Genomic DNA, 23562 nt, shown 5'->3' with positions numbered 1-23562 from the left:
GTAAGGGGCGCAAGCTGGCGTCATCGGGTTTCACCCTTGAGCTCGACTTGCGCCTGGCCAAGCTCGACCAGCAGCGCGTAGCGCCGGCCCTTGGGTTCGACGCGCAGCAGCTGCTTCCACTGGCTGACCTCCTCGTTGTGGTAGTCGGCGATCACCGCGACGAAGCGCGTCTGCTCATCAAGGGGCTGTGGGTCGATGAACTTGAACTGGCCGGGCCGCAACAGGTAGTCGTCGACGCGGATATAGGTGCTGCCCAGGGCGTGTTTCAGGTCGAGCGCCAGGGCTTGGGCGCTGGCGCTGATCAGCAACGAGTCGTCGCTCAGTTGCAGGACCCTGAACGCCACCGGCGTGGCAATCAGTTGCGGGGCAAGGTGCTGTGCCGAGGTAGCCAGGTGGACGCCGGCAGCCTGGTAATCGCCCAGGGGCGACTCCTCGACCCAGGACGCCTGGGGTTCAGGCGCAGGTTCTTCACGCAGGGGTGATTGCGCCGGGGCGTTTTCGTACAGATGCTCGAGCACCGCTTGCAGCTTGTCTGCCAGGGCCTGGGGGCTGCTGGCCTTGATGTCGAGGCGGTAGGGCGCCTCGGCGGGGTGTACGGCGGCCATTGGTGCGTTGCCTGGGGTGACCAGGCGGCGGTTGACGTCATCGCTGGCGTGCAGGCTCAGCGAGTACTGGCTGGGTTGATCATCGGGCCCGCCCACCGGCGTCGAAGGGTCGACGATCACCTGGCCGAGCTTGCCCAGCAGTGTGCAGCCGCCGAGGGTCAGGGCTGCCAGCAGCAACAGGCCCAGGCGCAGTGAGCTGGCCGCTGCCGGGTGTTTCCTGCCACGCGCAACAGGTGGGTGGCGGTGGTTGGGTGCGGGCTGGCGATGGGCTGTTGCCAGCGGCATCGACGGCGGCGCGCCCAGGCCCAGCAACGGGTCGTGCTGTTCGCGCGGATCCAGTGGCCGGCACAGGCGATCGAAATCCGCGCACAAGGCCGGGGCAGGCACAGGCGCTGGCTGCAGCGGGCGGGTATTGGCGTGCCAGTCCTCCAGGCCGTCCTCGTGCCCGCTGAGCAGCTCGGCCAGCGAACGCTGGCTCAGGTGGCGTGGGTCATCGTCGGCACAGGCAGCGCTGTGCAGGTGCACGACGATCCGGTAGACACCGACCTTAAGCCAGTCGCCTTCGTTCAGGCGAACGGTGGCGCCGCGGCCCAGGGGCAGGTCATGGCCATTGAGGTAAGTGCCGTCGCACAGGTCGGTGACACAGAAGCGGCCTTCATGCCAGTGGATCCGGCAGTGCTGCGGGCGCACGCGGCCAGAGCGGTCACGCAGCAGCCAGTCGCAGCCGTGGCTGCCGATCAGGCCGCCGCGGTAATCAATGCCCCGGCTGGGCAGGCAGCCATGCAGCAGCTGCGCCGGATTAGCGATCACCAGGGTCAGCTTCATGCGCGCCCCCTGATCCGTACCACGGCAGGGTGGCGCTGTTGCTGGCTCTCGATGAAGCTGGTCCAGCCCAGGTGGGTACCGCCCTGGCGCTGCAGGTTGAACGGCGGTACGTCCTCTGCGCACAGGCGCAGCTCCAGATCGTAGGCGGTCACGTCGCGCAGCAGAAACTCCAGCAACTGTCGCAGGCGGGCGAACTGCGTACCACTGGGCAGAAACTGGCGAAAGCGCGCCTGGGACAGGTTGGGGATCACCAGGGTGAATTTGCTGGCGCGGGTCCGGGTGCGCTCGCCAACCACGAAACTGTTGCCCAGCTGGCCGTTGCGCTCGCCCAGCACCAGGCGCTGGCGCGAGGGCACGGGCACGGTGCGCCGTTCGAACTCACGTAGGTAGACGCCCTGTACATCGAAGCAATGCTCGACGATGCCGGACACCATCGACGGCGGCCGGCTGCGGCTGGCGATCAGCCCGGCAAAGCTCAGCAGACGGCCCCAGGGCAAGGGCGTAGCACCCCGCAGGTCGTTGTCGTTCAGGCCGATCAGAGAAAACACATAACGCGAAAAACGGTCGCGCGCCCCGGGCTGGAAGCGGATGTAGTAGCGGTACTTGCGCCAGCTCTGGTGCAGCAGGGTCAGCAGGCGATGATTGAAAAAGTCCAGGAATGCCGGGCGAATCCCGCGCTCCTGGGCCTGCTCGTAAGCCAGGCGGTCGAGGTAGTAGGCGGGCAGGGGCGAGTCGCTGCCCTGCAGGCCGAAGAAGCTGGTCTGCACCCGATAACGCTGGTTGCCGCTGGCGTCATCAGCCAGCACGCCCGCCCGGGTTACGTCGGACGCCGGAAAGCCGAGGCTGGCCTGGCTCTGAAGGCGAACCCGGCGGCGCGTGGCCAGGGCCGCAGGCAGCGCTTCGAGGTCGTCGCCGTGCAGGGCGTGCAGGTGCTCGAGCAGGCGATGGAACGAATAGTTGCGGGCGTCGGCCAGCAGCGCTTGGGCTAGATCAGGGGTTGCCTGCCGGTCAACAGTGGCCATTCATAGTGCTCGTTGTTGGTGGTGTTGATCACTTCCAGGCGATGGAAGGAATTGATGCTGGCGTAGAGGGCAAAGAAGCGTGACAACACGCTGGCGAACAGGTACAGGTCGCCCTCGCAGAGAAAGGCCTGCTGGTCCAGGTGCAGGCAGGTCTGCAGGCCGCGCACCGGCAGGCCCTTCATCAGCCAGTCGACCGCGCAGGTCTGGGCCTTTCCAATGCCATTGAGGCGCTTGCGTGTGGCCCGGGCCTGCTGCAGGTCATGCAGGGCGGCAAAGTCGTAGGCGCGAATCACCGCCTTGAGCGGCTCGGCCGACAGCAGCGACAGGTAGTTGAGCGACAGGTTGGAAATCAGCGTCCAGTGCAGGCTGCTGTCGAGTACCGGCCGGTAGGCGCGGGTCGGCGCGATCAGGTTGGTATAGGTGGCGAACGAAGGCGTCGCCTCGGTCGACAACGACACATCGCCGACCCCCAGGGCCTGGGGCAGGTCGCGGTTGCTGCAGGTCAGCTCGATCGAGGCGGTTTCGCGCTCGCCGATGTACAGGCTCTCGTCGCCGCGGACAAAGGCGATGCGATGGATCAGGCCATCACGGCCATGGGATTCTTCGATGTGGGTGCGAAAGTACAGGGCGGTGCGCCCGCGGGCGAGTTCGATCTCGTGCTGGAACGACTCGAAAGGGGTGAAAGTGCGCAGCGGCTCGCCCTGGCGTTCCTTGTCGCTGGCATCCCAGCCGGCCACCCGGTCGACACTGAACACCTCATACGCTTCAGGGTGCTTGCCCGCAGGCCGGATGCGCCGCTCCAGCTGGCGTCCGTCGAGGGCAATGGGCTCGGCATCGTGGCTGAACAGGTTGACCGCCGGTGCGCAGTACAGCTGCAGGTCGCGGGTGCGCAGGCGTATGTTGGCCGGCATGGGCCGGGAGAATTCGAACTCGAAGCGAATCTGCCCGCAGCTCAGCGCCGGCCATACCCGGGCAAGGCCAGTGAGGCTGAAGAAGTGAAAGCGCTGGGGGAAGACGAAGTACTCCTGCAGTATCCGGTAGCCGTCGAAGACATTGCGCGGGTAGGGCAGCAGCGCCTCTTCGGCGCTGAACCGGGAAAGCCGATGTTCTCGGCCGACAGTCCGTAGGTGTTGCCATCGATCTGCAGGGTCAGGCGTTTCAGGTAGTGGGCAATCCACAGGTACAGGGTCTGGGCCGTGGCGTCGTCACCGCTGAGGTGAAAATCCAGTTGCTCGCACTCCAGGCTGTCGAGCGGTTGCGGGGTCAGCACCTTGAGATCGATGCGCAGCATTGAGGTCTCGCGGCTGTGCGCATCACTGACCTCTTGCATGGCCAGGGGAACAGGTTGACTTCGGTACAGGTGCGAAACTCGCACGACACACCATCCACGGGCTTGGCGAACAACCGCGTGCCCTTGGGCAGCACTTTGCGCCGGGTGATCGCGTCAGGTCGCGGCTCGAAGCGCACGATGGTGGCGCTGGGCAGCGGGCGCAGGTAGTTGGGCCAGAGCATCTGCAGCAACGGATGGGTCAGCTCGGGCAGGTCGTCGTCGATCTTCATGCCCAGCTTGGCGGTAAGAAAGGCGAAGCCTTCCAGCAGGCGCTCGACATCCGGGTCGCCGGCCTGGTCGCCGAGAAACTGCGCCAGTTGCGGGTTGTCTTCGGCAAACTCGCGGCCCAGCTCGCGCAGGTAACGCAGTTCATCGGCAAAGCGTTGTTTCAAGCTCATGGTCTTCTCACTTCACCCGGGTGTAGCCGTCGCGGCCATGGATGGCCACTTCCAGTTGCACCTGTTCTTCCCTGTGCTCGAGCCGTACCTGGCAGTCGAGGCGAAAGTTGAGCTCCAGCGGCAGGTCCGGGTCAGGCTGATAACGCACACCGGTGACCTTGATCCGCGGCTCGAATGCCTCGACCGAGCGGCGAATGTCGGCGCTGATGGCGATCAGCAGGTCGTTGCTGCCCTGGGCGGCGCCGTTGAAATCGCGCAGGCCCAGTTCAGGGCTGCTTTGCGAGCAGCCCTGGCGGGCGTTGAGCACCTGTTCAAGGTGCCGCTTGATCGCTTCGATCGCCTGCCGGGCCTGGCTCTGCGCCGTGCCCGGACGGTAGTGCGGGGCGTCGGGCTCGAGGCGTTCGAACAGGCTGTTGACGCTCATCTACTGGGTGTCCAGGCGGCCAACCAGCGAGATCTCGAAGTTGGCGCCCATGTACTTGAAGTGCGGGCGCACCGCCAGCGAGACCTGGTACCAGCCCGGGTTGCCGGCCACCTCCTGGACTTCGATCTGCGCGGCGCGCAAGGGCCGGCGGCTGCGTACGTCGGCAGACGGGTTGTCCTGGTCGGCAACGTATTGCTTGAGCCAGGTGGTGAGTTCGCGCTCGACGTCCTGGCGCTCCTTCCAGCTGCCGATCTGCTCGCGTTGCAGCACCTTGATGTAATGGGCCAGGCGATTGACGATGAACAGGTAGGGCAGCTGGGTGCCCAGCTTGTAATTGGTCTGCGCTTGCTGGCCTTCGCGGGTCTTGGGGAAGGTCTTGGGTTTTTGCACCGAGTTGGCCGAAAAGAACGCCGCGTTGTCGCTGTCCTTGCGCATGGTCAGAGGGATGAAGCCGGCTTCGGACAGCTCGAATTCCTTGCGATCGGAAATCAGCACTTCGGTGGGGATCTTGGCCTGCAACTGGCCCATGGCTTCGAACAGGTGCACCGGCAGGTCATCGACCGCACCGCCCGATTGTGGGCCGATGATGTTCGGGCACCAGCGGTAGCGGGCAAAGCTTTCGGTGATGCGTGAAGCCATCAAAAACGCCGTGTTGCCCCACAGGTAGTGATCGTGATTGGCGTCGATGCCCTCGTCGTAGCAGAAGCTGCGAATCGGGTTCTCGGTGCTGTGCCAGGGCGAGCGCAACAAAAAGCGCGGCAGGGTCGCGGCCAGGTACTTGGCGTCTTCCATGTCCCGCAGGCCGCGCCATTTGGCATGCGCGGGGCCTTCGAAGATGTCGTTGACTTCCTTGACCGCGGCCAGCTCCTGGAAGCTCTTGAGGTTGAAAAACTCAGGCCCTGCGGCCATCACGAACGGTGCATGGGCCATGGCGCCAACCGCTGCCACGTAGCCAAGCAACTTGATATCCGGCGACGACGGGCCGAAGGTGTAGTTGCCGATCATCGCTGCCACCGGCTCGCCACCGAACTGGCCGAAGCCTGCGCTGTAGACGTGCTTGTACAGGCCGCTGCGGGTGATGTCGCCGGCATTGTCGAAGTCGTCGAGCAACTCCTCCTTGGTGACATGCAGCACCTCGAGCTTGATGTTCTCGCGAAAATCCGTGCGATCGACCAGCAGCTTCAAACCGCGCCAGGCCGATTCCAGTTGCTGGAACTGCGGCTGGTGGAGGATCTGGTCGATTTGCCGGCTCAAGGCCTGGTCGATTTCGCTGATCATCTGGTCGACCCGGTGTTTGTTCACCGGTTGCTGGTGATCACCGCTTTGCAGGATCTCGCTGATGTAGGCGGCCACCCCCTGGCGGGCGATGGCGTAGCCTTCCTGGGCAGGGCGGATCGTGGTGTTGGCCAGTAGTTGATCGAGCAGCGAGGCGTGTTCATCGGTCGTCAGGACCTGGGCTGCAGCGCTTTCCTTGGGCATGGTGGGTTCTCCGTTCATAACTGGGATGCAGGGCAGGGGGAGTCAGTGTTAGTTGCGCGGTTGTTATGCGTCGGTAACCGTATTTGTTGCATCCAGTACCAGGTCGAGTTCCTGGGCCAGGCGCTGGCGAGTGGCTTCGTCACTGAGCAGGCTTTGCAAGTGCTTGCGAAAGGCCGGTACATTACCCATCGGCCCTTTAAGGGCGACCAGTGCTTCGCGAAGTTGCAGCAATTTGTTCAACTCCGGTACTTGCCGGGCGATGGCATCCGGGCCGAAGTCATTGATCGAGCGAAAGTGCAGGTGCACGTTCAGGTCATTGTCGCGGTCGGCGCACAGTGTTGACGGTACTGCCATCTGCAAACCCACCTCAGCCTCGGCCAGCACGGCGTTGAAGCTGTCCTTGTCAATGCGCACCGGGCGGCGCTCCTCGAGGCTCGAGGTATCGCCGCGGCCCAGAAAATCCCCGGTGACCAGCAGTTTCAGCGGCAGTTCGACTTCTGCCTGCTGATCACCGGTAGCGGGTACATATTTGATATTGATGCGCTCTTTGGGGGCGACGGAACCGTGCATTTTAGACATGGGAATATCCATTTCAGGCTGTAGGTCATTTATATTAGGAATGGATCCAATACCCTTTGTCATGTCGGATGCTTCCTAAAATGTTCTGATTAATGCGTAGGATAATTCGCCAATATTCCGATTTACGTTTAAAGCTGTGTTTATGTTTCTTGCTTGCTCTTCCTGTATTTGGCGGTTTGCTGTTTTTTTGCCTGTTGCAGCTTGCATTTCATTTTTTAATTGAGTGATGCTTTAAATACGTTTTATTCGACTGAACAACTATCGGCAAACTTGTATGAGTTGCAGCTGAGGAGTGGCGATGGGCGCTATGGGCAAGGAGTGGCGATACAGGTGGCTGGGCCTGTGCGTAGCGGTATTGATGCCAGCCAGTGCGCTGGCGGCGCCGCTGGACTGCACTTCGATCGTTTCGCCGCTCAAGCGCCTGGCCTGTTTCGACGAAGCCGCTGGTACGCCACCGGGCCCGGCGCCGGTGGCGAGCCCGGCTTCGCGGGTAGGCCTGGTACCGGCTGTCGTCGACCTGGTGCAGCGCAATGAGCAGCGCCGCGCCGCGGACGACTTTCGCTTCCTCGCATCGCTCTGGCCCGAAGCCGATGATGACAGCCGCCAGCGGATGATCATTTCCGCGCCCGCGCTGGGCGTCGCGCCGCCGCGGCCTTACCTTGCGATCAGCTGCGAGGCGAGTATTTCCCGGGTGCAACTGGTGCTGGATGAGCCGCCCGGGCCCAACCGAATCCGCCTGCAACTGCTCAAGGACGACCAGCCGGTTGCCGATGCCTACCCCTGGCAAGTGCTCGACGATGCCGGTTTGGTGGTTGACGCCGGGCGCGGGCTGCAAGCTATTGCCCTGCTGCGGCGCATGGGCGACGGCCAGCGCCTGAGGGTGAAAAGCGATTACCCGCCACTGGACGGGCTGGTTTTCGATGCGCAAGGTTTGGGTGAACTGATAGAGCAGGAGCGCCAGTTATGTCGCTGGTGATCGACCTCCCGGCCGGCGCTCTCACGCAGCTGTTGGCGCCCATCGAGGCCGACCGGCCCGCCGGCTATTTTGATGTGGAAGATGAAACCTTCCAGGCCATCGACCAGGAAATGGTCAAGCTGGGCGGCCTGCGCGAGAACACCATCGACTGGCCGTACATCGATGAAGCCTCGCGTCAGTACCTTGCCACTCAGTGCAAGCACCTGCGCATTCTCGGGCATCTGCAGGTGGTGTGGCTGCGCACTGCAGAGTGGGGGCACTGGAGCGCTGCCCTGACACTGCTGGCGGGCATGGTCGAGCATTACTGGGACAGTGCCCACCCGGTGCCAGGGCCGACCGGCTACCTGAACAAGCGCAAGCAGGTGCTGCGCCTGCTCGAAGGGCTCGGCCAGGCGCTGCCGAGCCTGCAGCGCAGCAGCTTTGCCGAGGTTCATCAGGCCGACGCCGAACAGGCCCTGGCCAGCTTGCTGGACGGCATCGAAACCACACGGCTCGAGCCCGCAGCGATCGAAGCGCTGCAATTGCAACTGGGCAAGTACCGCGAACGCTGCCTGCCGGCCCCGGCAGGTCGCGCGGTAGCTGCCGACGCCGGCCTGAGCCCGGCATTCTTCGCAAGCACGGCGCCGGTGGGCAATGAGCGCGAACAGCGCCGGGCCTTGCTGAACATGGCTGAACAGATCAACCAGCAGGACCCCTACGACCCGGTGGGCTATCAGTTGCGGCGCTTCGCACTGTGGACCCCTGTGCGCACCGCGCCGTCGGTCACCCGCGAGCGGCGCACCGAACTCAGCGCGGTGCCCCGGGATATCGTCGACAGCTACCACGACGCCCTGGCCGCCAACAACGTCGAGCCCGCGTTGCTGATGCGCATCGAGCGCAGCGTTGGCGCCTCACCCTACTGGTTGCGCGGCAGCTTTTTGGCGGCCAGCGTGGCCTCGCGCCTGGCCATGGACGAAGTGGCGGGTGCCATTCGCCAGGCCTGCGAGCGCTTCGCCTGCCGATTACCGGGTTTGACCAGCTTGTGCTTCAGCGACGGCACGCCGTTCGCTGATGCCCAGACCCTGGCCTGGATCAGCGGCGCCGATCAGCCCGAGGCGGCGCACAGCCCGGTGCAGGAGTTCGCCGGGCTGCGCGACGAACTGATTGCCCAGCTTGATCGCGAAGGCGTCGAGGTCGTGCTGTTGCGCTTGCAGGAACTGCAAGCCGAGCAGCAGGCCCCGCGCCAGCGCTGCTATGCCACGGTGATTGCCGCCGACCTGTTGGCGGCCCGCGGTCTGGCGTGGCTGGCGGACGATCTGTATGCCGGCGTTGCCCGGATGATGCGCGAGACCAGCGCACAGGGCTGGGAGCCCCAGTTGTACCTGAAGGTGGCACAGCGCTCTGGCGCCGACCCGCTGATCACTGCAGTCAAGGAGTAGCGAAAATATGGATAGGGTCTGGAGTCACCTCAAGCGTTGGCGGCTGCCGATGCTGCGCCAGTTCAACCGGTCACTGGCGTTGCTGGTGCTGCTGGGCGTGTTGCTGGTGCTGGGCGCAATCTGGTGGCTGGGCCCGCAATGGGTCTGGAATGACCATCGACCCCTGGCGCAACTGCCCATGCGCGTGGCCGCCAGTGTCGTGGTGCTGGTAGCGCCGCTGCTGGCTTGGGCCTGGCGGGTACGCCGGCGATACCAGGCGTTTCAGGCCGAGCGCCAACAGCAGGCGGCGCGCCAGGCCGACCCCTGCCTGCCCCATGTACAGGCGCAGGAGCGGGCGCTGGCGCGCAGCCTCGATCACCTGCTCAACAACATGGAGCGCCGCCGCTCGCTGTACCAACTGCCCTGGTACCTGGTGCTCGGGGCGCAGAATGCCGGCAAGACCAGCCTGATTACCCGCTCCAACCAGAGCTTCGCCCTGTCCCAGGTCACCCGCGCGGGCGCCAGCGCCCAGCAGGATCCCGACCTGGTGTACCCGATCGACTGGTGGATAGGGGACGAGGCAGTGCTGTTCGACCCGCCGGGTGAACTGCTCAGCCAGCCTGAAGGGCCATTGCCCCACCAAGCCAGTGCCGAGGGCGAAGACAGCGTTCAGCAGGGGCTCCCCGTCGGTACTCACCAGCGGCTGTGGCTGCACCTGCTCGACTGGCTGGCCCGCACCCGCAGCCGTCGCGCCCTCAATGGCGTGGTGCTGGTGATTGACCTGCAAAGCTTGCTGACCCAGGCGCCGGAGCAGCGCAAGGCCCAGGCGAACCTGCTGCGCACACGCTTGTATGAACTGACCCGGCAGTTGGGCACCCGCCTGCCGGTGTACGTGACCCTGAGCAAGGTCGACCTGCTGGAAGGTTTCGAAGAGTGCTTTGCCCGGCTTTCGCCGAGCGGGCGTGAAGCATTGCTGGGCTTCACCTTCAGCCTGGCGGCAGTGGACGACTTCGATGCCTGGCAGCAAGAGCTGGCCAGCCGTTACGACAGGTTTGTCGAGCTTCTGGGGGCGCAGGTATTCGACAGTTGCGCCCAGGCCCATTCGTTGAGCGAGCGTCAGCGGCTGGTGGCGCTGGTGCGCCAGTTATCCGCCCTGCGTCCGGCACTGCTGGGTTTTTTCGCCGAGATGCTCGGCAGCGACCGCTTCACCACGCCGGTACTGGTACGGGGGGTGTACTTTTCCTCGGTGTACCAGCAGGGTACGCTGAGCAACGCCTTCGTCGACGAGGCCGGCAAATCCTATCAACTGCCGTCGCCGGCAGCCGAGGTAAAGCCTGCCGGCGGCAAGGTGGTCTATTTCGCCCAGCAGCTGTTCCAGCGCGTCATCTACCCGGAGGCGGGGCTGGCCGGCGACAATATCAAGGTCGCCCGCAGCAAGCGCCGGCTGTTGCTTGCCGGGTTTGCCGTCGCTTCATTGGGCTGCTTGCTGGCGGTGGGGCTGTGGCAGCTGTACTTCAGCGTCAACCGTGACAAGGCGGCCAGTGTCCTGGCCAAAAGCCAGGAGTTCAGTGCACGGGATATCGATGCCAAGGTTGACACCACTGGCCGTAATCTTTTGGCGCCGCTGGACCAGATTCGTGACGCGGTGTCGGTGTACGGCGACTATCGTCAGGCCTGGCCGCTGCTGTCCGACATGGGCCTGTACCAGGGCAAGAAGATTGGCCCGACGGTGGACGAAGCCTACCTCAAGCTGCTGTCCAAGCGCTTTTTGCCGGCCATCGCCAGCCGCGCCCTGGAAGCTGTCTTCGCTGCGCCTGCCGGCAGTGACGAGCAACTGCAGGCGTTGCGCGTGTACCGCATGATTGAAGATCGAGGCAATCGCCAGGCGGCCATTGTCGAGCAGTGGGCAGCTCGGCAATGGCAGCGCGCCTACCCCGGGCAGGGGCAGGTGCAAGCCGACCTGATGCGCCACCTCGACTACGCGCTGAAGTACGCCGACGCCGATCTGGCGCAGCACCACGAAAAAATCGCCCAGGTGCAGCAGGCCTTGCGTCAGCGGCCCATGGCCGAGCGGGTTTATCTGGCTCTCAAGCGCCAGGCGCAGGCGCGTCTGCAGCCGGCGCTGGACCTGCGCAGCGAAGTGGGCCCGGCCTTTGACATCATCTACCAGGTGCCGTCCGCCAGTGAGGGCGACAGCCTGTTGCTGGCTCCGCTGCTCACGGCCAAAGGCTACAAGGCTTACTTCGAGTCGGGTAGCCGTAACCTCATCGAGCTGGCAATGATCGACCAATGGGTACTCGGCGAACGTCAGCGCCTGGATTACTCCGAACATGACCGCGAGGTGCTCGGCCAGCGCGTTCGCGCCCTGTACCACGCCGACTATGTGGATAGCTGGCGCCGGGCACTGAGCCAGGTTTCGATCGTCGATTTTCGTGACCTGGGCCACGGCGTGGCGGTGCTGGAGCAGGTGACCGGGCCTGGCGCACCGGTGCGCCGCCTGCTGGAAACCCTGCGCGACAATACGGTGATCTTCGCATCGCTGCCGGTGGCCGAAGTTGAGCCGCTAGCCGGTGCGCAAATGGCTACGGATGGGCCGCCCCAGGCGGTGGCGATCCGCCGGGCATTTTCCGGCCTGGCGGAGTTGATCACGCCCCAGGCTGACCGGCCGTCCTACTATGACGAAACCCTGCGTGCGGTCAGTGCGGTGTACGACTACGCCAAGGCTGTGCACGACAGCCCCGACCCGGGCGAGGCCGCATTGAAAGCGGTGTTGCAGCGCTTCGCGCTGGGCGGCGCCGACCCGATTGCCAACCTGCAGCGTATCGCCGCCGGCTTGCCCGAACCGCTCAACCAGCAGGCCAGAAAGCTTGCCGACCAGACCGCCCAGGTGTTGATGATCACCGCCCTGGGCGAACTGGAAAAGCGCTGGGACAGCGAGGTCTACAGTTTCTACCATGAGCGCCTGGCCAATCGTTACCCGTTCAGGCCTGCTGGCGAGGATGCCTCGCTGGAAGACTTCGAGAGCTTCTTCGGCCCCAAGGGGCGCTTGCAACAGTTTCAGGACCAGTACCTGAGCGTATTCCTCAAGGACAACCTTGACGCGCTGTACTCCGATGCCCTGGGTGGCTACCTGGTGCGCAGCGATGTGCTGGAGCAACTGCAGCATGCCGAACGCATCCGTGACACCTTCTTCAACAACCGCGGCCACCTGGCAGTGCAATTGAGCATCGAGCCGCTGGCCTTGAGCAGCAGTCGCCTGAGCAGCCTGCTGAGCATCGATGGCCAACTGGTCCCGTACCGCCATGGCGCGCCGCAGCGCACCGGGCTGGTCTGGCCCAATGACCTGGGCAGTGCCAGTGCCAGCCAGCTGACGCTGGTGAACAGCAGCGGTAACACCGCCAGCCTCAGCTATCGTGGGCCCTGGTCGCTGTTTCGCCTGCTCAGCCGCGCCCAGCTCAATGGCCGCACCGACACCAGCGTCGATCTGACCTTTGCCGTCGCCGATGGCCTGATGCGCTACCGGGTCGAGGTACAGAAGGCCAACAACCCGGTGACCCAGCGCAGTTTCGCCGGGTTTGCCTTGCCCAGGACCTTGCTTGAGGCGCGCCGTCCTGAAGAGTCGTAGATACGCGCCGGTGTACCCGCGGGCTCGCCCCTCGGGCTTTGTTGATTGCCGTCAACCACCACAGCGCGCCTTCGCGCTAGTCTCGAGCCCAGTGCCAGACTCGCGCCGAGGCCCCGATGCTCTACCCGCTGCTGTTAACCCTGCACCTGTTCGCCGCGGTGATGTTCATCGGCACGGTGTTGTTCGAAGTGTTGTTTCTTGAACATATCCGCAAGCAACTGCCGGCCAGGCTCATGCTGCAACTGGAACAGGCCATCGGCCAGCGTGCGCGGCAGTTGATGCCGTGGGTGTTGCTGGTGCTGTTCAGCGCCGGGGCAGGGATGGTCTGGCTGCGCTACGTGCCGCTGCTGGCGGCGCCGCTGCAATCGTCGTTCGCCACCTTGCTGCTGGTGAAAATCATCCTTGCCGCCAGCGTGCTCGGGCACTTCCTGCTGGCCATGCTGTGGTTTCGCAGCGGGCAGATGAGCAGCGGCCGGGTGAAGTTCATTCATCACAGCGTGTTTGCTCATGTGCTGCTGATTCTGCTGCTGGCCAAGGCCATGTTCTACCTGAGCTGGTAGCCAGCCGCGCCACGCTTGATGCAAATCAAGGCCTGTGCGCCGCTCAGGGCAGACACTGAGGCTCCGCAGCCCGCCTGGGAGCCCGCCATGCTTGATTTACACCATCGCCACCCGCAGCCCGTCAGCGCGCACGGGCAATGGCCGGGCGAGCCCGGCGGGCATGCCGATACCCGCAGGTTCCACACCGGCATCGGTTCGCTGGATGTGTTGCGCGCCCTGCGCGCGAGCCGTAAACAGCACCGGCCGTTGTCGCTAAGCGTGCAACTGGCGGCCGGGCTCGATGAGTTGGAGCAGGGCGCCTACCTGCGCGGTCTGCAACGAGAGATCGCCCTGGTCGGCTGCCACCTGGGGGCCGACCAGAGCATCGAGCAGTTCCGGTTGAGCGGTGCCACCCCAGGCCATGAGGTATTGCAGCAGTTGATGGAGCACCTGCGCCAACGCTTCAGTTTTTTGCCACACGAACTGGGTGACTACGCTGTTGAAGTTGATTTGCACCACACCCGGTGGGCGACCATGGGGCTGTTGCGCGACCTGGGTTTCAACCAGGTCAGCATCGGTGTGCCCGATTGTGGCCAGGGCGGTGTGCTGTCGGCTGCCGACTGGCAGAACCCGGCGCCGATCCATTCGCTGATCGATGCCGCGCGCACCTTCGATTTTCGCTCGGTGAGTGTCGACCTGGGCTATGGCCATGCCTGGCAGACCCCGGACAGCTTTGCCCGCAAGCTTGCCACCCTGATCGAGCTTGAGCCCGACCGCCTGCAGGTCTTCGACTACAGCCAGCCGCCGGCGCGCTACGCCCACTGTGCCCGACAGGCACCCTGCAGCGAGCAGGACAAAGCCCTGATGCGGCGCCTTTGCTTTGCCCAGTTGCTGGCTGCAGGTTACCAACACATCGGCCTGGGCCAGTTCGTGCGCGCCGACGACGACCTGGCCATCGCCCAGGAGCGCGGGCGCCTGCGGCGCAATTGCCAGGGGTTCACCCGGCACGGCTATTGCGACCATGTCGGCCTGGGCCTGGGCGCGATCAGCCAGTTCGATGCGCTCTATGCGCAGAACGCCCTGACCCTGGCGCACTACCTGCAGCCGTTGCGCAACGATCAGTTGCCTACGTGCCGCGGCTGGCGCTGCGCGGCCGATGAGCAACTGCGCCAGTGCGTCAGCGAGCGCCTGGCCTGTGACCTGGAGCTGGATATCCAGGCCATCGAGGCGCGCTACGGCGTGGATTTTCGTCAGCACTTTGCCAGTGCCTGGCGCCAGCTGGAGGCCATGCAGCGGGACGGACTGGTCGAGCTGTCGGCGCGTTACATCAGTATCTTGCCCGTCGGCCGGGTGGAAGTGGATGCCATCTGCCAGCTGTTCGAACAGAACAGCCAGGGGCTTGCCTTCCATCAGCAATGGGTCGATCACGATGCCAGCCTTTGAATTCAACCGCGCCCTGGTGCACAAGTACGATCGTCCGGGGCCGCGCTACACCTCGTACCCGACCGCGCCGCAGTTTCACCCGGCCTTCGCCGTCGATGACTACCTGCAGGCCGTGCAGGCCAGCAACCAGGCGCCGAAACCCAAGCCGCTGTCGGCCTATATCCATATCCCGTTTTGCCAGAGCCTTTGCTATTACTGCGCCTGCAACAAGATCATCACTCGCAAGACCCATCGCGCGGCCGAGTACCTGGGCTACCTTAAGCGTGAGATCGCCCTGCAGGGCGCGCTGTTCGAACGCAGCCGCAGGCTGACCCAACTGCACCTGGGCGGCGGCACGCCGACCTACCTGAGCAACGCGCAACTGGCCGAGCTGATGGACTGCCTGCACCAGGCGTTCAACCTTGATGACAGCGACGATCATGAGTTTTCCATCGAAGTCGACCCGCGCACCCTCAGCACCGGGCAAATCCAGACACTGCGCAGCCTGGGCTTCAATCGCCTGAGCTTCGGCGTGCAGGATTTCGATGCCGATGTGCAGGCAGCGGTCAATCGCCGGCAAAGTGAAGCGCAGATCTATGCATTGGTGGCCGCCGCACGGCAGGCGCGCTTCAAGTCTGTCAGTGTCGATTTGATCTATGGCCTGCCACTGCAAACGGTACAGAGCTTCGACGTGACCCTGGAAAAGATCGTTGCCCTGCGCCCGGACCGTATCGCCGCCTACAGCTATGCGCACTTGCCCGAACAGGTGCGCGCGCAGCGGATGATCCGCCCCGAGGACATGCCGCCGCCGCAGCGCAAGCTGGAGTTGCTGGAGCTGACCATCCAGCGCCTGACTGAGGCCGGTTACGTGTATATCGGCATGGACCACTTTGCCTTACCGGACGACGAACTGGCCCTGGCCCGTGCCAACGGTACCCTGCAGCGCAACTTTCAGGGGTACTCGACCCACGCCGACTGCGACCTGATTGGCCTTGGTGTGTCGGCCATCGGCAAGGTCGGCGACAGCTATAGCCAGAGCGTCAAGCTGCTGTCGCAGTACTATGCGCGGCTTGACCAGGGCCTGCTGCCGATCCAGCGCGGCTATCGCTTGAACGCTGATGACCTGCTGCGCCGTGAGGTGATCAACCAACTGATGTGCCATGGCCGAATCGATTTTGACCGCGTTGAGGCAGCCCACGGCATCCGCTTCAATGACTACTTCGCCGAGGCCCTGGAACAGCTGGCCGAGCAGGTGGATGATGACCTGCTCATGCTGCAGGGCGATGCCCTGGTGCTTTTGCCCCAGGGCCAACTGATGATGCGCAACACCGCTATGGCCTTTGACGCCTACCTGGGGAGCGGGCGCAAGGGCCGGTTCTCGCGCACGGTCTAGTGTGGAGTTGGGTAGGTCTTATCTGCCTGGCCGGGCGCTCTGGTCGAGCGCGGCAGCAGCAAAATGCGCCGGCTCGCGCAGCACCTGCTCGGCGAACAACCCGACCACTGTGCCGATCACTGTCAGCGTTGGCGTGGCGGCCGGGCATCGCCGAGCCAGGGTTGGCAATGACGCGAGGGTGCCGCGCAGCACTTGCTGGTCGGCGCAGGTGCCGCGGCTGATCAGCGCTGCCGGGGTGTCGGCGGCGAGCCCGGCGGCTATCAACTGTTCGCTGATCAGTTGCAGATTGGACAGGCCCATGTAGAACACCAGGGTCTGGCTGCTGTCGGCCAGGCTCTGCCAGGGCAGGTTGAGTGCGCCGTCGTGTTGCAGGTGGCCGGTGACGAAGCGGCAGGAGTGGACCAGGTCGCGGTGGGTCAAGGGGATCCCGGCATAGGCGCTGCAGCCGGCAGCGGCGGTGATGCCCGGCACAACCTGGCAATCGATGCCGTGGCGCAGAAGAAAGTCGAGCTCTTCGGCGCCGCGACCGAAGATGAACGGGTCACCGCCCTTGAGTCGCACCACCCGCTGGCCGCGTGCGGCGAGGTCGGCCAGCAGTTGGTTGATCTGCGCCTGGGGCAGGCTATGGTAGCCGCTGATCTTGCCGACGTAATGGCGGCTGCAGGCGGGCGGGATCAGCGCCAGAAGTTCACCGCTGATCAAGCGGTCATAGACCACCGCGTCGGCCTGCATCAGCAGGCTCCAGGCGCGCAGGGTAAGCAGGCGTGGATCACCGGGGCCGGCACCGACCAGGGCGACTTCGCCGGGGCTGAAGGACGAGTGCAGGGCGGCAGGTAGAACGGAGGCACAATGCATGAGGGCGTTCCTTGTTCCATCATCAGGAGGGCCGGCTGGCCGCCTGTGTCGGCGGCTTGCCGGTCAGGTTGTCAGTGCGTTACGCAAGGAATGCCGGCAGTGGGCGGTAGGCCGATTTCTTCATCGCTCAGGTGGCAGCCCGGGTCCTGGCCCCAGAGATCACCGGCGGCCCAGGCGCGGGTGCGGGTGTTGCCATTGCAGATGCTCAGCCAGCGGCAGGCGGCGCAACGCCCGGTCACCGCGCGCGGATGCTCGCGCAGGCGCAACAGCAGCGGGTCGGGCTGCTCCAGCCACAGGGTGCGAAACGGTGTGCGGCGCACATTGCCCACCGAGTGCTGCCACCAGTAAGTGTCGGGGTGCACTTCGCCGGTGTTGTCGATATTGGCAATGGCACAGCCCGAGGCATTGCCACCCCAGGCGCGCAGCATCTGTTCCAGCTGCGGATAATGTCCGGGCAGGTGGCGGGCAGTCCACTGCAGCATGAGGATCGCGTCGGCATCGTTGTTGCCACTGACAAAGTCGCTGTCGCGCCCGTGCTGGATGTCGTCCCAGGCCTGGTCGAACAGCAGGTTCATCGCCTCACGGCTCATCTGCTGCAACGCGTCGAGCTTGCGGCTGCGTTTGCCGCGGCCGCTGTAGTTCAGGTGTGAAAGGTAGAACTTGTGCACGTCACAGTCGCGCATCAGGGTCAGCAGCGCTGGCAGCTGGGCGTGGTTGTCCTGGGTCAGGGTGGTGCGCATGCCGACGCGAATGCCCTGTTCGCGGCACAGGCGCATGGCCTTGAGCGAACTGGCGAAGCTGCCCTTGAGCTGGCGAAAGGCATCGTGGGTGGCCTCCAGGCCATCGATGCTGATGCCGACGTAATCAAAGCACGCCGCGCGAACCCGGGCGATGTTGTGCTCATTGATCAGCGTGCCGTTGCTCGACAGGGCAACGAACATGCCTTTGTCGCGGGCGTGGGCGCTGAGCAGGAACAGGTCGCCGCGCAGCAGCGGCTCGCCGCCGGAGAGGATCAGCACCTTGACCCCGGCATCGGCCAGGTCATCGATCACCTGCAGGGCCGCTTCGGTGTCCAGCTCGTCACGAAACACACTGTCGGCCGAGGTGGCGTAGCAGTGCTTGCAGGTGAGGTTGCAACGCCTGAGCAGGTTCCAGATCACCACGGGTGCGCGCGGGCTGCCCGCTGGGCTGGTGCGCGGGGCAGGGCCGTGGCCGGCCAGGGCGCGCAGGTAATGGCTGATCCTTAACATGCAACGCTCCTTGCTCAGTGGCTGGTGGGCAGGCGTAAACCGGTTTTCTTCAGGATGCGGCTGCTGACCAGCATGTCGTCGGCCTGGCACGCCCCCCCCAGCAAGTAACGCAGGTGCTCGCGGTAACTGTCGATTTCGCAGGCGCTGCGGCCGTGGACCATGGCGAACAGGTTGTAACGCCAGGCGCCGTTGCGCGGGCGCCGGTAACAGTGGCTGACAAACGGCTGAGCGCCAATCAGCCGGCCCAGACGTGGCATCTGCGCATCGTCGACATCCCAGACGGTCATGCCGTTGAAGCGATAGCCCAGGCGGTAGTGGTTGGGCACTGCGGCGATGCGGCGGATGGCGCCCTCGGCCTGCAGGCGCCTGAGCAGCTCAAGAGTGGCTTCGACGCTCAGTTGCAATTGCCCGGCCAGCCAGCCCCAGGGGTCGTCGACCAGCGGCAGGCCGGCCTGGGTCAGTTCCACCAGGCGCAGGGCCAGGGTCTGTTCAGACCGGGAAATACAAACCGACATGGTAGGTCTCCTCCTTGGGCAGGTTCAGCGGGGGCAGGCCGGTACGCTGCTGGATGCGCAGCAGGGTATCGTCAAGTGCCTCGCGGCTGGCGCAGCCAAGTACGAACCACATGTTGAAAGCGTGTTCGCGACGATAGTTGTGGGCAACTTCAGGCATGTCCTCAAGTTCGGCGGCGACGGCTTCGAAGCGCGCTTCGGGCACCTGCAGCGCCGCCAGGGTAAAGGCGCCGCCGAGGCGTTCGATGTCGAACATCGGCCCGAAGCGGGTCAGGGTGCCGTCGTCGAGCAAGCCTTGCAGGCGTTCGCGCAACTGCACGCTGCTGCTGCCCAGTTCTTCGGCCAGCACCTGCCAGGGCTGCGGCACCAGCGGCAGGCCCAGCTGCAGGCGGTTGATCAGGCGGCGGTCGAGTTCATCCATGGGCGTTTGCTCCGCTGCTGGCGGGGGCGAAGCGGCCACCGCACTGTTTGAACGCCTGGGTGCTGAACAAGACCTGGTAGGGCAGGTCGCTGAGCAGGTGCTGCTCGAGCAACGCCGCGATCTGCGCCTCGACGCGCTCGCGCTGGCGGCCATGGACCATGCAGAACAGGTTGTAGCGCCACTGCGGCAAGCGCCGCGGCCGCTGGTAGCAGAGGCTGACCAGCGGCTCGCGGCCCAGGCGCTGGCCGACTTCGTCGACCAGCGCGTCAGGAATGTCCAGCACCAGCATGGCGTTGGCAGTAAAGCCCAGGGCGCGGTGATTGAGCACCAGACCCAGGCGGCGGAACAGGCCTTGCTGCTGCCACAGGTTGACCTGTGCCAGCACGTGCTGTTCTGGTGCGCCGATCTGCCGGGCCAGGTGCTGGTAGGGCCGCGCCAGCAGCGGCAGGCCAGCTTCGAGCAGGCGCCGCAGGGCCAGGCTTTGCTCAGTATCGAGCATGCAGTTCATGGGGCGTCTCCCAGGGCAAAACCGAGGTCGATGCGGTAGGCGGTGAGCATCGGCAAGTCCAGCGGCACCAGGCCGGTGTCGGCTTGCAGTTCGTCGAGGATGCGCTGCAGGTGCGGGCGGTCGGGCCCGGTCAGCACGAACCAGAGGTTGTAGTGGTGCTCGCGGGCATAGTTGTGGTTGACCTCGGGGTACTGGCTGACGCGTTCGGCCACCTGCTGCAGGCGCTCGGCGGGCACGGCCAGGGCGGCGAGGGTGCTGGCGCCGGCGTGGCGGTGTTCGAACACCGGGCCGATGCGCGACAGGCTGCCGCGCGCGGCCATCTGCTGCAGGCAGGCGATGACTTGCTCCTCGCTGCAGTCCAGTACCCGGGCCATCTCGCGGTAGGGTTCGGCGCAGATCGGCATGCCGTGCTGGTAGTGTTCGATCAGGCATTGTTCAAGGGTTGTCAGCGGCATCTCAGTACCCCATCCGTTGCGCGCGGCTGCTGAAGAAAATGCCACTGGGGGAGGCGGCCTTCAGGGTGGAGAGCTGCTTGAGGCTGTACGGATCCCAGATCTGCACCTGGTCGCTGTCACGCACCGACAGCCACAGCTGGTCGCCACGGGCGCTGAATTCCATGTGCAGCACGGCGGGGCCGGGCTTGAGCTCGGCGACCAACTGGTGGGATTCACTGTCGATGACCTGCACTCGGTCGTTGTCCGGGTAGGCGAAGTTGACCCACAGCTGGCGCCCGTCCGGGCGCGCGGTGACGAACACCGGTTGCCCGGCGACGGCGATGGCGTCGGTTTGCTGCCAGGTGCGCGCATCCATCACCAGTACCTGGTGGCGCCCGACCGCTGGCACGAATGCCTGGTTGTCGGCCAGTGCCCAGCCTTCCAGGTGCGGCATCTTGTACACCGGTAACCTGGCCTGGCCGCGGCCGTAGTCGCCGAGCACACGCTTGACCCCGCGCTCCGGGTGCCAAAGGTCAAGCTGGGCCATGCCGTCCTCGCCGAACAGCCCGGCCATGTAATAGCGGCCATCGGCGCTGATCAGCGCGTCGTAGGGTTGCTTGCCGATATCGGTGAAGCGGGTGATCTGCGGCGTGTTGCCGTGGCTGAAGTCGGCGCTCCAGATCTCACCGCTGTCGAACAGGCTGAACACGAAGCGCTGGCCGGGCGCGTCCACCAGGCCGACCACCCGCGAGCGCTTTTTACCGTCGGCGAGCAGGGTCGCCGGGATGTCCGCGACCAGCTCGAGGCTCTGTGCATCGAAAACCTTGACCCCGCCCGGCTCGTAGTTGGACACCGCAATCAGCTTGCCGTCCTGGCTGATGGCACCGCCGATGCTGTTGCCGCCCTGGATAAGGCGCTTGGCGATGCGTTGCTCGAGCAGGTCGATTTTGCTCAGGCCGCCGTCGCGGCCGAACACATAGGCGTAGCGTTGATCGCGGGAAAACACCGCCGAGGCATGGGACAGGTCGCCCAGCCCGTCGATGCGCGCCAGGGCTATGCCGGCGCTGCTGTCGATGATCTGCACGCTGGCGCTGGCGCGCTCCACCACCAGGCCCAGGTCGCCGGTGCCGCGCAGCGGCGCCTGGGTGCAGGCGCACAGCAGCAGTGCGCAGGTGGCGGATAACAGTACGCGTCGGATCATGGGGCGGGTGCTCCTTGTAATAGATGATCGACCAGCCAGTCGATGTCGTCGGCGCTCAGCAGCGCCTCCCAGGCCGGCATGGCGGTACCGGGGCGGCCCAGGCGCACGGTGGCGATCAGGCCGTCGCGGGGTTTGCCGGCCAGGGCCGCCGGGGTCAGTTGCGGACCCAGGCCGCCGGTCAGGTGCAGGCCGTGGCAGGCGCCGCAGTCCTGGGTCAGCAGGTGTTCGAGCTGCGCCTGGCGCTGGGCGTCAGGCGCAGCGAATACAGGGGGGCAGAGCAGGAGGGTCGCCAGGTAGGCAACACAGCGGTATGACTTCATGACGCCCTCCCTGGATGGGTTACTTGAGGCTCAAGACCCAGTTGGCCAACTGTTTGGCTTCTTCATCACTGACCGCATTGGCCGGCATCGGGATCGGCCCCCAGTTACCCTGGGTGCCGTTCTTGATGTGGCTGGCCAAGGTTTCAGCGGCGCCACTGACTCCGGCGTTCTTTGCCGCTACTTCCTTGAGCGCCGGGCCCACCAGTTTGGCTTCGACGGCATGGCAGGCGACACAGGACTTGCTCTGGAACAGCGCCAGCCCGTCATCGGCCAGGGCCGCCTGCAGGCTCAACGCAGTGGCCAGGGTCCACAGTGAAAGCAGGGTATTTTTCATGACCGCTCCTTGCGTTGATAAAGCTCAATAAATGTCGTGTTGGGTGTTGTAGACATTGAACTTGCCGGTTGGCGTGATCAGCCGCTTGTCCTTGATCACCTGCTTGAGCGCCAGGGTCTTGTCGTCGATCACCACCAGCGCCGACTCTTCGGTCTGGCCGTTCCACACCGAGAACCACACCTCGTCACCGGCTTTGTTGTATTCGGGCTGGACCACACGCAGGGCGCCTTGCTTGATCCCCGAGTACTCGGCAATCGGCAGCACCTTGTAGCCGGCATCGAGCTTGTCGATATCGAACACCGCCACTGACTGGCTTAGCTTGGCATCGGGGTTGAAGGTGGTGTCGACATACAAGTGACGCGATTGGGGGTGGGTCTTGATGAACAGCGAGCCGCCGCCCTGGCCCTTGAGCGAGCCGACCTGTTTCCAGGCGTACTGCGGGTGCTTGAGCGGGTCGGTGCCGATCATCGAGATGCCGGCATCACCCAGGTGGCTGGTGGCCCACACCGGACCGAACTGTGGGTGCACGAAGTTGGCGCCACGGCCCGGATGCGGGATCTTGCCGACGTCGACCAGGGCCGTCAGGCGCCGCTCCTTGGAGTCGATCACCGCCACTTTGTTGGCGTTGTTGGCGGCAGTCATGAAGTAGCGGTGGCTGCTGTCCCAGCCGCCGTCATGCAGGAACGGCGCGGCGTCGATACTGGTGATGGTGAGGTTCTTGATGTCTTTGTAGCTGACCAGCATGACCTTGCCGGTTTCCTTGACGTTGACGATGAACTCCGGCCATTCGTGCGAGGCGATGATCGCCGCTACCCTGGGTTCTGGGTGGTACTCCTGCTTGTCGACGGTCATGCCGCGGGTCGAGACGATTTGCCGGGGCTCCAGGGTCTCGCCGTCCATGATGGTGAACTGCGGTGGCCAGTAGGCGCCGGCGATGGTGTATTTGTCTTCATAGCCCTTGAACTTGGAGGTTTCCACCGAGCGCGCCTCAATGCCGACCTTGATCTCGGCGACCTTGGTCGGCTCTTTGGGCCACAGGTCGATCATGTCGATGCGCGCATCGCGACCGATCACCAGCAGGTAGCGGCCGGAGGCGGAGATCCGCGAGATGTGCACGGCATAGCCGGTCTCGATTAGCTTGACGATCTGCTTGCTGTCGCCATCGATCAGGGCGATCTTGCCGTCGTCGCGCAGGGTCACCGAGAACAGGTTCTGCAGGTTGAGTGTGCTCAACTGCCGGGTGGGGCGGTCTTCGGGTTTGACCAGCAGCTTCCAGGTGTTGCGGGTTTCGGCCATGCCCCATTCCGGCGGTGTGGGCGGGGTGTGCTGGATGAACTGGGCCAAGCTGGTGATCTGCGCCTTGGTCAGCGCATTGGAGGTGCCCCAGTTGGGCATGCCGGCGGGCGAGCCGTAGCTGATCAGCGCCTCCAGATAGGCCTGGCCACGGGCTTGGGTGATGTCCGGGGTCAGCGGCTTGCCGGTGGCGCCCTTGCGCAGTACGCCGTGACAACCAGCGCAGCGCTGGAAGTAGATCTGCTTGGCGGCATCGAAGTCGGCCTGGGTCATGTCCGGCGCGCCGGGGCTGGTGACCATGGCTGCTTGCGCGCTGGCGCTATTCTGTTCGGCGCCGACGCTGGTGGGCAACGCCAGCGCCAGTGCCGAACAGAGGCTGGCGAGGCTCAGGGCAAAGGTTTTTCGGTTACTGATCAGCAT

Annotated in this window: 21 protein-coding genes and 1 pseudogene; 6 read left to right on the top strand and 16 right to left on the bottom strand. The window is 64.8% G+C overall.

Translation table 11 applies throughout. The features are described from left to right. Positions 1 to 20: 20 nt before the first annotated feature. The 6 genes and pseudogenes from tssJ to tssB all read right to left on the bottom strand — a co-directional run bounded on the left by tssJ (position 21) and on the right by tssB (position 6662). Positions 21 to 1430, bottom strand: a complete 1410-nt coding sequence (gene tssJ, locus LOY54_RS15785; RefSeq protein WP_258607082.1) for a type VI secretion system lipoprotein TssJ — start codon at positions 1428 to 1430, stop codon at positions 21 to 23. Continuing rightward, positions 1427 to 2452: a type VI secretion system baseplate subunit TssG gene (gene tssG, locus LOY54_RS15780; RefSeq protein WP_258607081.1), complete on the bottom strand. Its 1026-nt coding sequence runs from the start codon at positions 2450 to 2452 to the stop codon at positions 1427 to 1429. Before tssG ends, tssJ begins: the two co-directional genes overlap by 4 nt. Then, a pseudogene (gene tssF / locus LOY54_RS15775) lies at positions 2416 to 4180 on the bottom strand (type VI secretion system baseplate subunit TssF). The gene tssG and the pseudogene tssF overlap by 37 nt, the downstream one beginning before the upstream one ends. A 7-nt stretch (positions 4181 to 4187) precedes the next feature. Beyond that, positions 4188 to 4604, bottom strand: a complete 417-nt coding sequence (tssE, locus tag LOY54_RS15770) for a type VI secretion system baseplate subunit TssE (protein WP_258607080.1) — start codon at positions 4602 to 4604, stop codon at positions 4188 to 4190. Beyond that, the gene (tssC, locus tag LOY54_RS15765) at positions 4605 to 6083 is read right to left on the bottom strand and encodes a type VI secretion system contractile sheath large subunit (RefSeq protein WP_045197971.1); all 1479 of its coding nucleotides are present in this window, start codon (positions 6081 to 6083) and stop codon (positions 4605 to 4607) included. Between the two features lie 63 nt (positions 6084 to 6146). Further along, positions 6147 to 6662, bottom strand: coding sequence for a type VI secretion system contractile sheath small subunit (gene tssB / locus LOY54_RS15760; protein WP_045197973.1), 516 nt, complete (start codon positions 6660 to 6662; stop codon positions 6147 to 6149). Positions 6663 to 6960: 298 nt separating this feature from the next. Here tssB and vasI point away from each other — a divergent pair, with 298 nt between their 5' ends. The 6 genes from vasI (at position 6961) to hemN (ending at position 16014) form a co-directional block, all read left to right on the top strand. Next, positions 6961 to 7638: a type VI secretion system-associated protein VasI gene (gene vasI / locus LOY54_RS15755; RefSeq protein ID WP_258607079.1), complete on the top strand. Its 678-nt coding sequence runs from the start codon at positions 6961 to 6963 to the stop codon at positions 7636 to 7638. Then, positions 7626 to 9056, top strand: coding sequence for a type VI secretion system protein TssA (gene tssA, locus LOY54_RS15750; RefSeq protein ID WP_258607078.1), 1431 nt, complete (start codon positions 7626 to 7628; stop codon positions 9054 to 9056). The genes vasI and tssA overlap by 13 nt, the downstream gene beginning before the upstream one ends. Before the next feature lie 7 nt (positions 9057 to 9063). Continuing rightward, positions 9064 to 12660, top strand: coding sequence for a type VI secretion system membrane subunit TssM (gene tssM, locus LOY54_RS15745; protein WP_258607077.1), 3597 nt, complete (start codon positions 9064 to 9066; stop codon positions 12658 to 12660). A 116-nt stretch (positions 12661 to 12776) separates the two neighbouring features. Beyond that, positions 12777 to 13220 carry a CopD family copper resistance protein gene (locus LOY54_RS15740; RefSeq protein ID WP_258607076.1) on the top strand — a complete coding sequence of 148 codons (444 nt, stop codon included), beginning with the start codon at positions 12777 to 12779 and terminating at the stop codon, positions 13218 to 13220. A gap of 87 nt (positions 13221 to 13307) precedes the next feature. Beyond that, the gene (locus LOY54_RS15735; RefSeq protein WP_258607075.1) at positions 13308 to 14642 is read left to right on the top strand and encodes a coproporphyrinogen III oxidase; all 1335 of its coding nucleotides are present in this window, start codon (positions 13308 to 13310) and stop codon (positions 14640 to 14642) included. After that, the gene (hemN, locus tag LOY54_RS15730; RefSeq protein WP_258607074.1) at positions 14629 to 16014 is read left to right on the top strand and encodes an oxygen-independent coproporphyrinogen III oxidase; all 1386 of its coding nucleotides are present in this window, start codon (positions 14629 to 14631) and stop codon (positions 16012 to 16014) included. The genes LOY54_RS15735 and hemN overlap by 14 nt, the downstream gene beginning before the upstream one ends. 18 nt (positions 16015 to 16032) lie before the next feature. On the opposite strand, the gene cobA is transcribed toward hemN, so the two are convergent. The 10 genes from cobA to LOY54_RS15680 form a co-directional block, all read right to left on the bottom strand. After that, positions 16033 to 16869, bottom strand: a complete 837-nt coding sequence (gene cobA, locus LOY54_RS15725) for a uroporphyrinogen-III C-methyltransferase (RefSeq protein ID WP_258607073.1) — start codon at positions 16867 to 16869, stop codon at positions 16033 to 16035. A 71-nt stretch (positions 16870 to 16940) separates the two neighbouring features. Next, a complete protein-coding gene (gene nirJ, locus LOY54_RS15720) occupies positions 16941 to 18119 on the bottom strand; it encodes a heme d1 biosynthesis radical SAM protein NirJ (protein ID WP_258607072.1) in 1179 nt (392 codons plus the stop codon). Positions 18120 to 18133: 14 nt separating this feature from the next. Further along, a complete protein-coding gene (locus tag LOY54_RS15715; RefSeq protein ID WP_123566166.1) occupies positions 18134 to 18634 on the bottom strand; it encodes an Lrp/AsnC family transcriptional regulator in 501 nt (166 codons plus the stop codon). Then, positions 18609 to 19052, bottom strand: a complete 444-nt coding sequence (locus LOY54_RS15710; RefSeq protein WP_123566165.1) for an Lrp/AsnC family transcriptional regulator — start codon at positions 19050 to 19052, stop codon at positions 18609 to 18611. The genes LOY54_RS15715 and LOY54_RS15710 overlap by 26 nt, the downstream gene beginning before the upstream one ends. Then, entirely contained in the window at positions 19045 to 19560 is a 516-nt protein-coding gene (locus LOY54_RS15705; protein ID WP_258607071.1) for an AsnC family protein, read from the bottom strand. The genes LOY54_RS15710 and LOY54_RS15705 overlap by 8 nt, the downstream gene beginning before the upstream one ends. Next, positions 19557 to 20015, bottom strand: coding sequence for an Lrp/AsnC family transcriptional regulator (locus LOY54_RS15700; RefSeq protein WP_123566163.1), 459 nt, complete (start codon positions 20013 to 20015; stop codon positions 19557 to 19559). The genes LOY54_RS15705 and LOY54_RS15700 overlap by 4 nt, the downstream gene beginning before the upstream one ends. A 1-nt stretch (position 20016) precedes the next feature. Then, a complete protein-coding gene (locus LOY54_RS15695; RefSeq protein ID WP_258607070.1) occupies positions 20017 to 21195 on the bottom strand; it encodes a cytochrome D1 domain-containing protein in 1179 nt (392 codons plus the stop codon). Beyond that, positions 21192 to 21515 carry a cytochrome c gene (locus LOY54_RS15690; protein WP_258607068.1) on the bottom strand — a complete coding sequence of 108 codons (324 nt, stop codon included), beginning with the start codon at positions 21513 to 21515 and terminating at the stop codon, positions 21192 to 21194. The genes LOY54_RS15695 and LOY54_RS15690 overlap by 4 nt, the downstream gene beginning before the upstream one ends. Before the next feature lie 19 nt (positions 21516 to 21534). After that, on the bottom strand, positions 21535 to 21849 hold the full coding sequence (locus tag LOY54_RS15685) for a c-type cytochrome (RefSeq protein ID WP_258607067.1): 315 nt from the start codon (positions 21847 to 21849) through the stop codon (positions 21535 to 21537). Positions 21850 to 21873: 24 nt separating this feature from the next. Next, positions 21874 to 23562 carry a cytochrome D1 domain-containing protein gene (locus LOY54_RS15680; RefSeq protein WP_408980511.1) on the bottom strand — a complete coding sequence of 563 codons (1689 nt, stop codon included), beginning with the start codon at positions 23560 to 23562 and terminating at the stop codon, positions 21874 to 21876.

It is taken from the genome of Pseudomonas sp. B21-032 (assembly GCF_024748965.1).
GTDB lineage: Bacteria > Pseudomonadota > Gammaproteobacteria > Pseudomonadales > Pseudomonadaceae > Aquipseudomonas.
The sequence above is the reverse complement of the archived record's forward strand: the minus strand, read 5'-3'. Positions and strand labels throughout refer to the sequence as shown.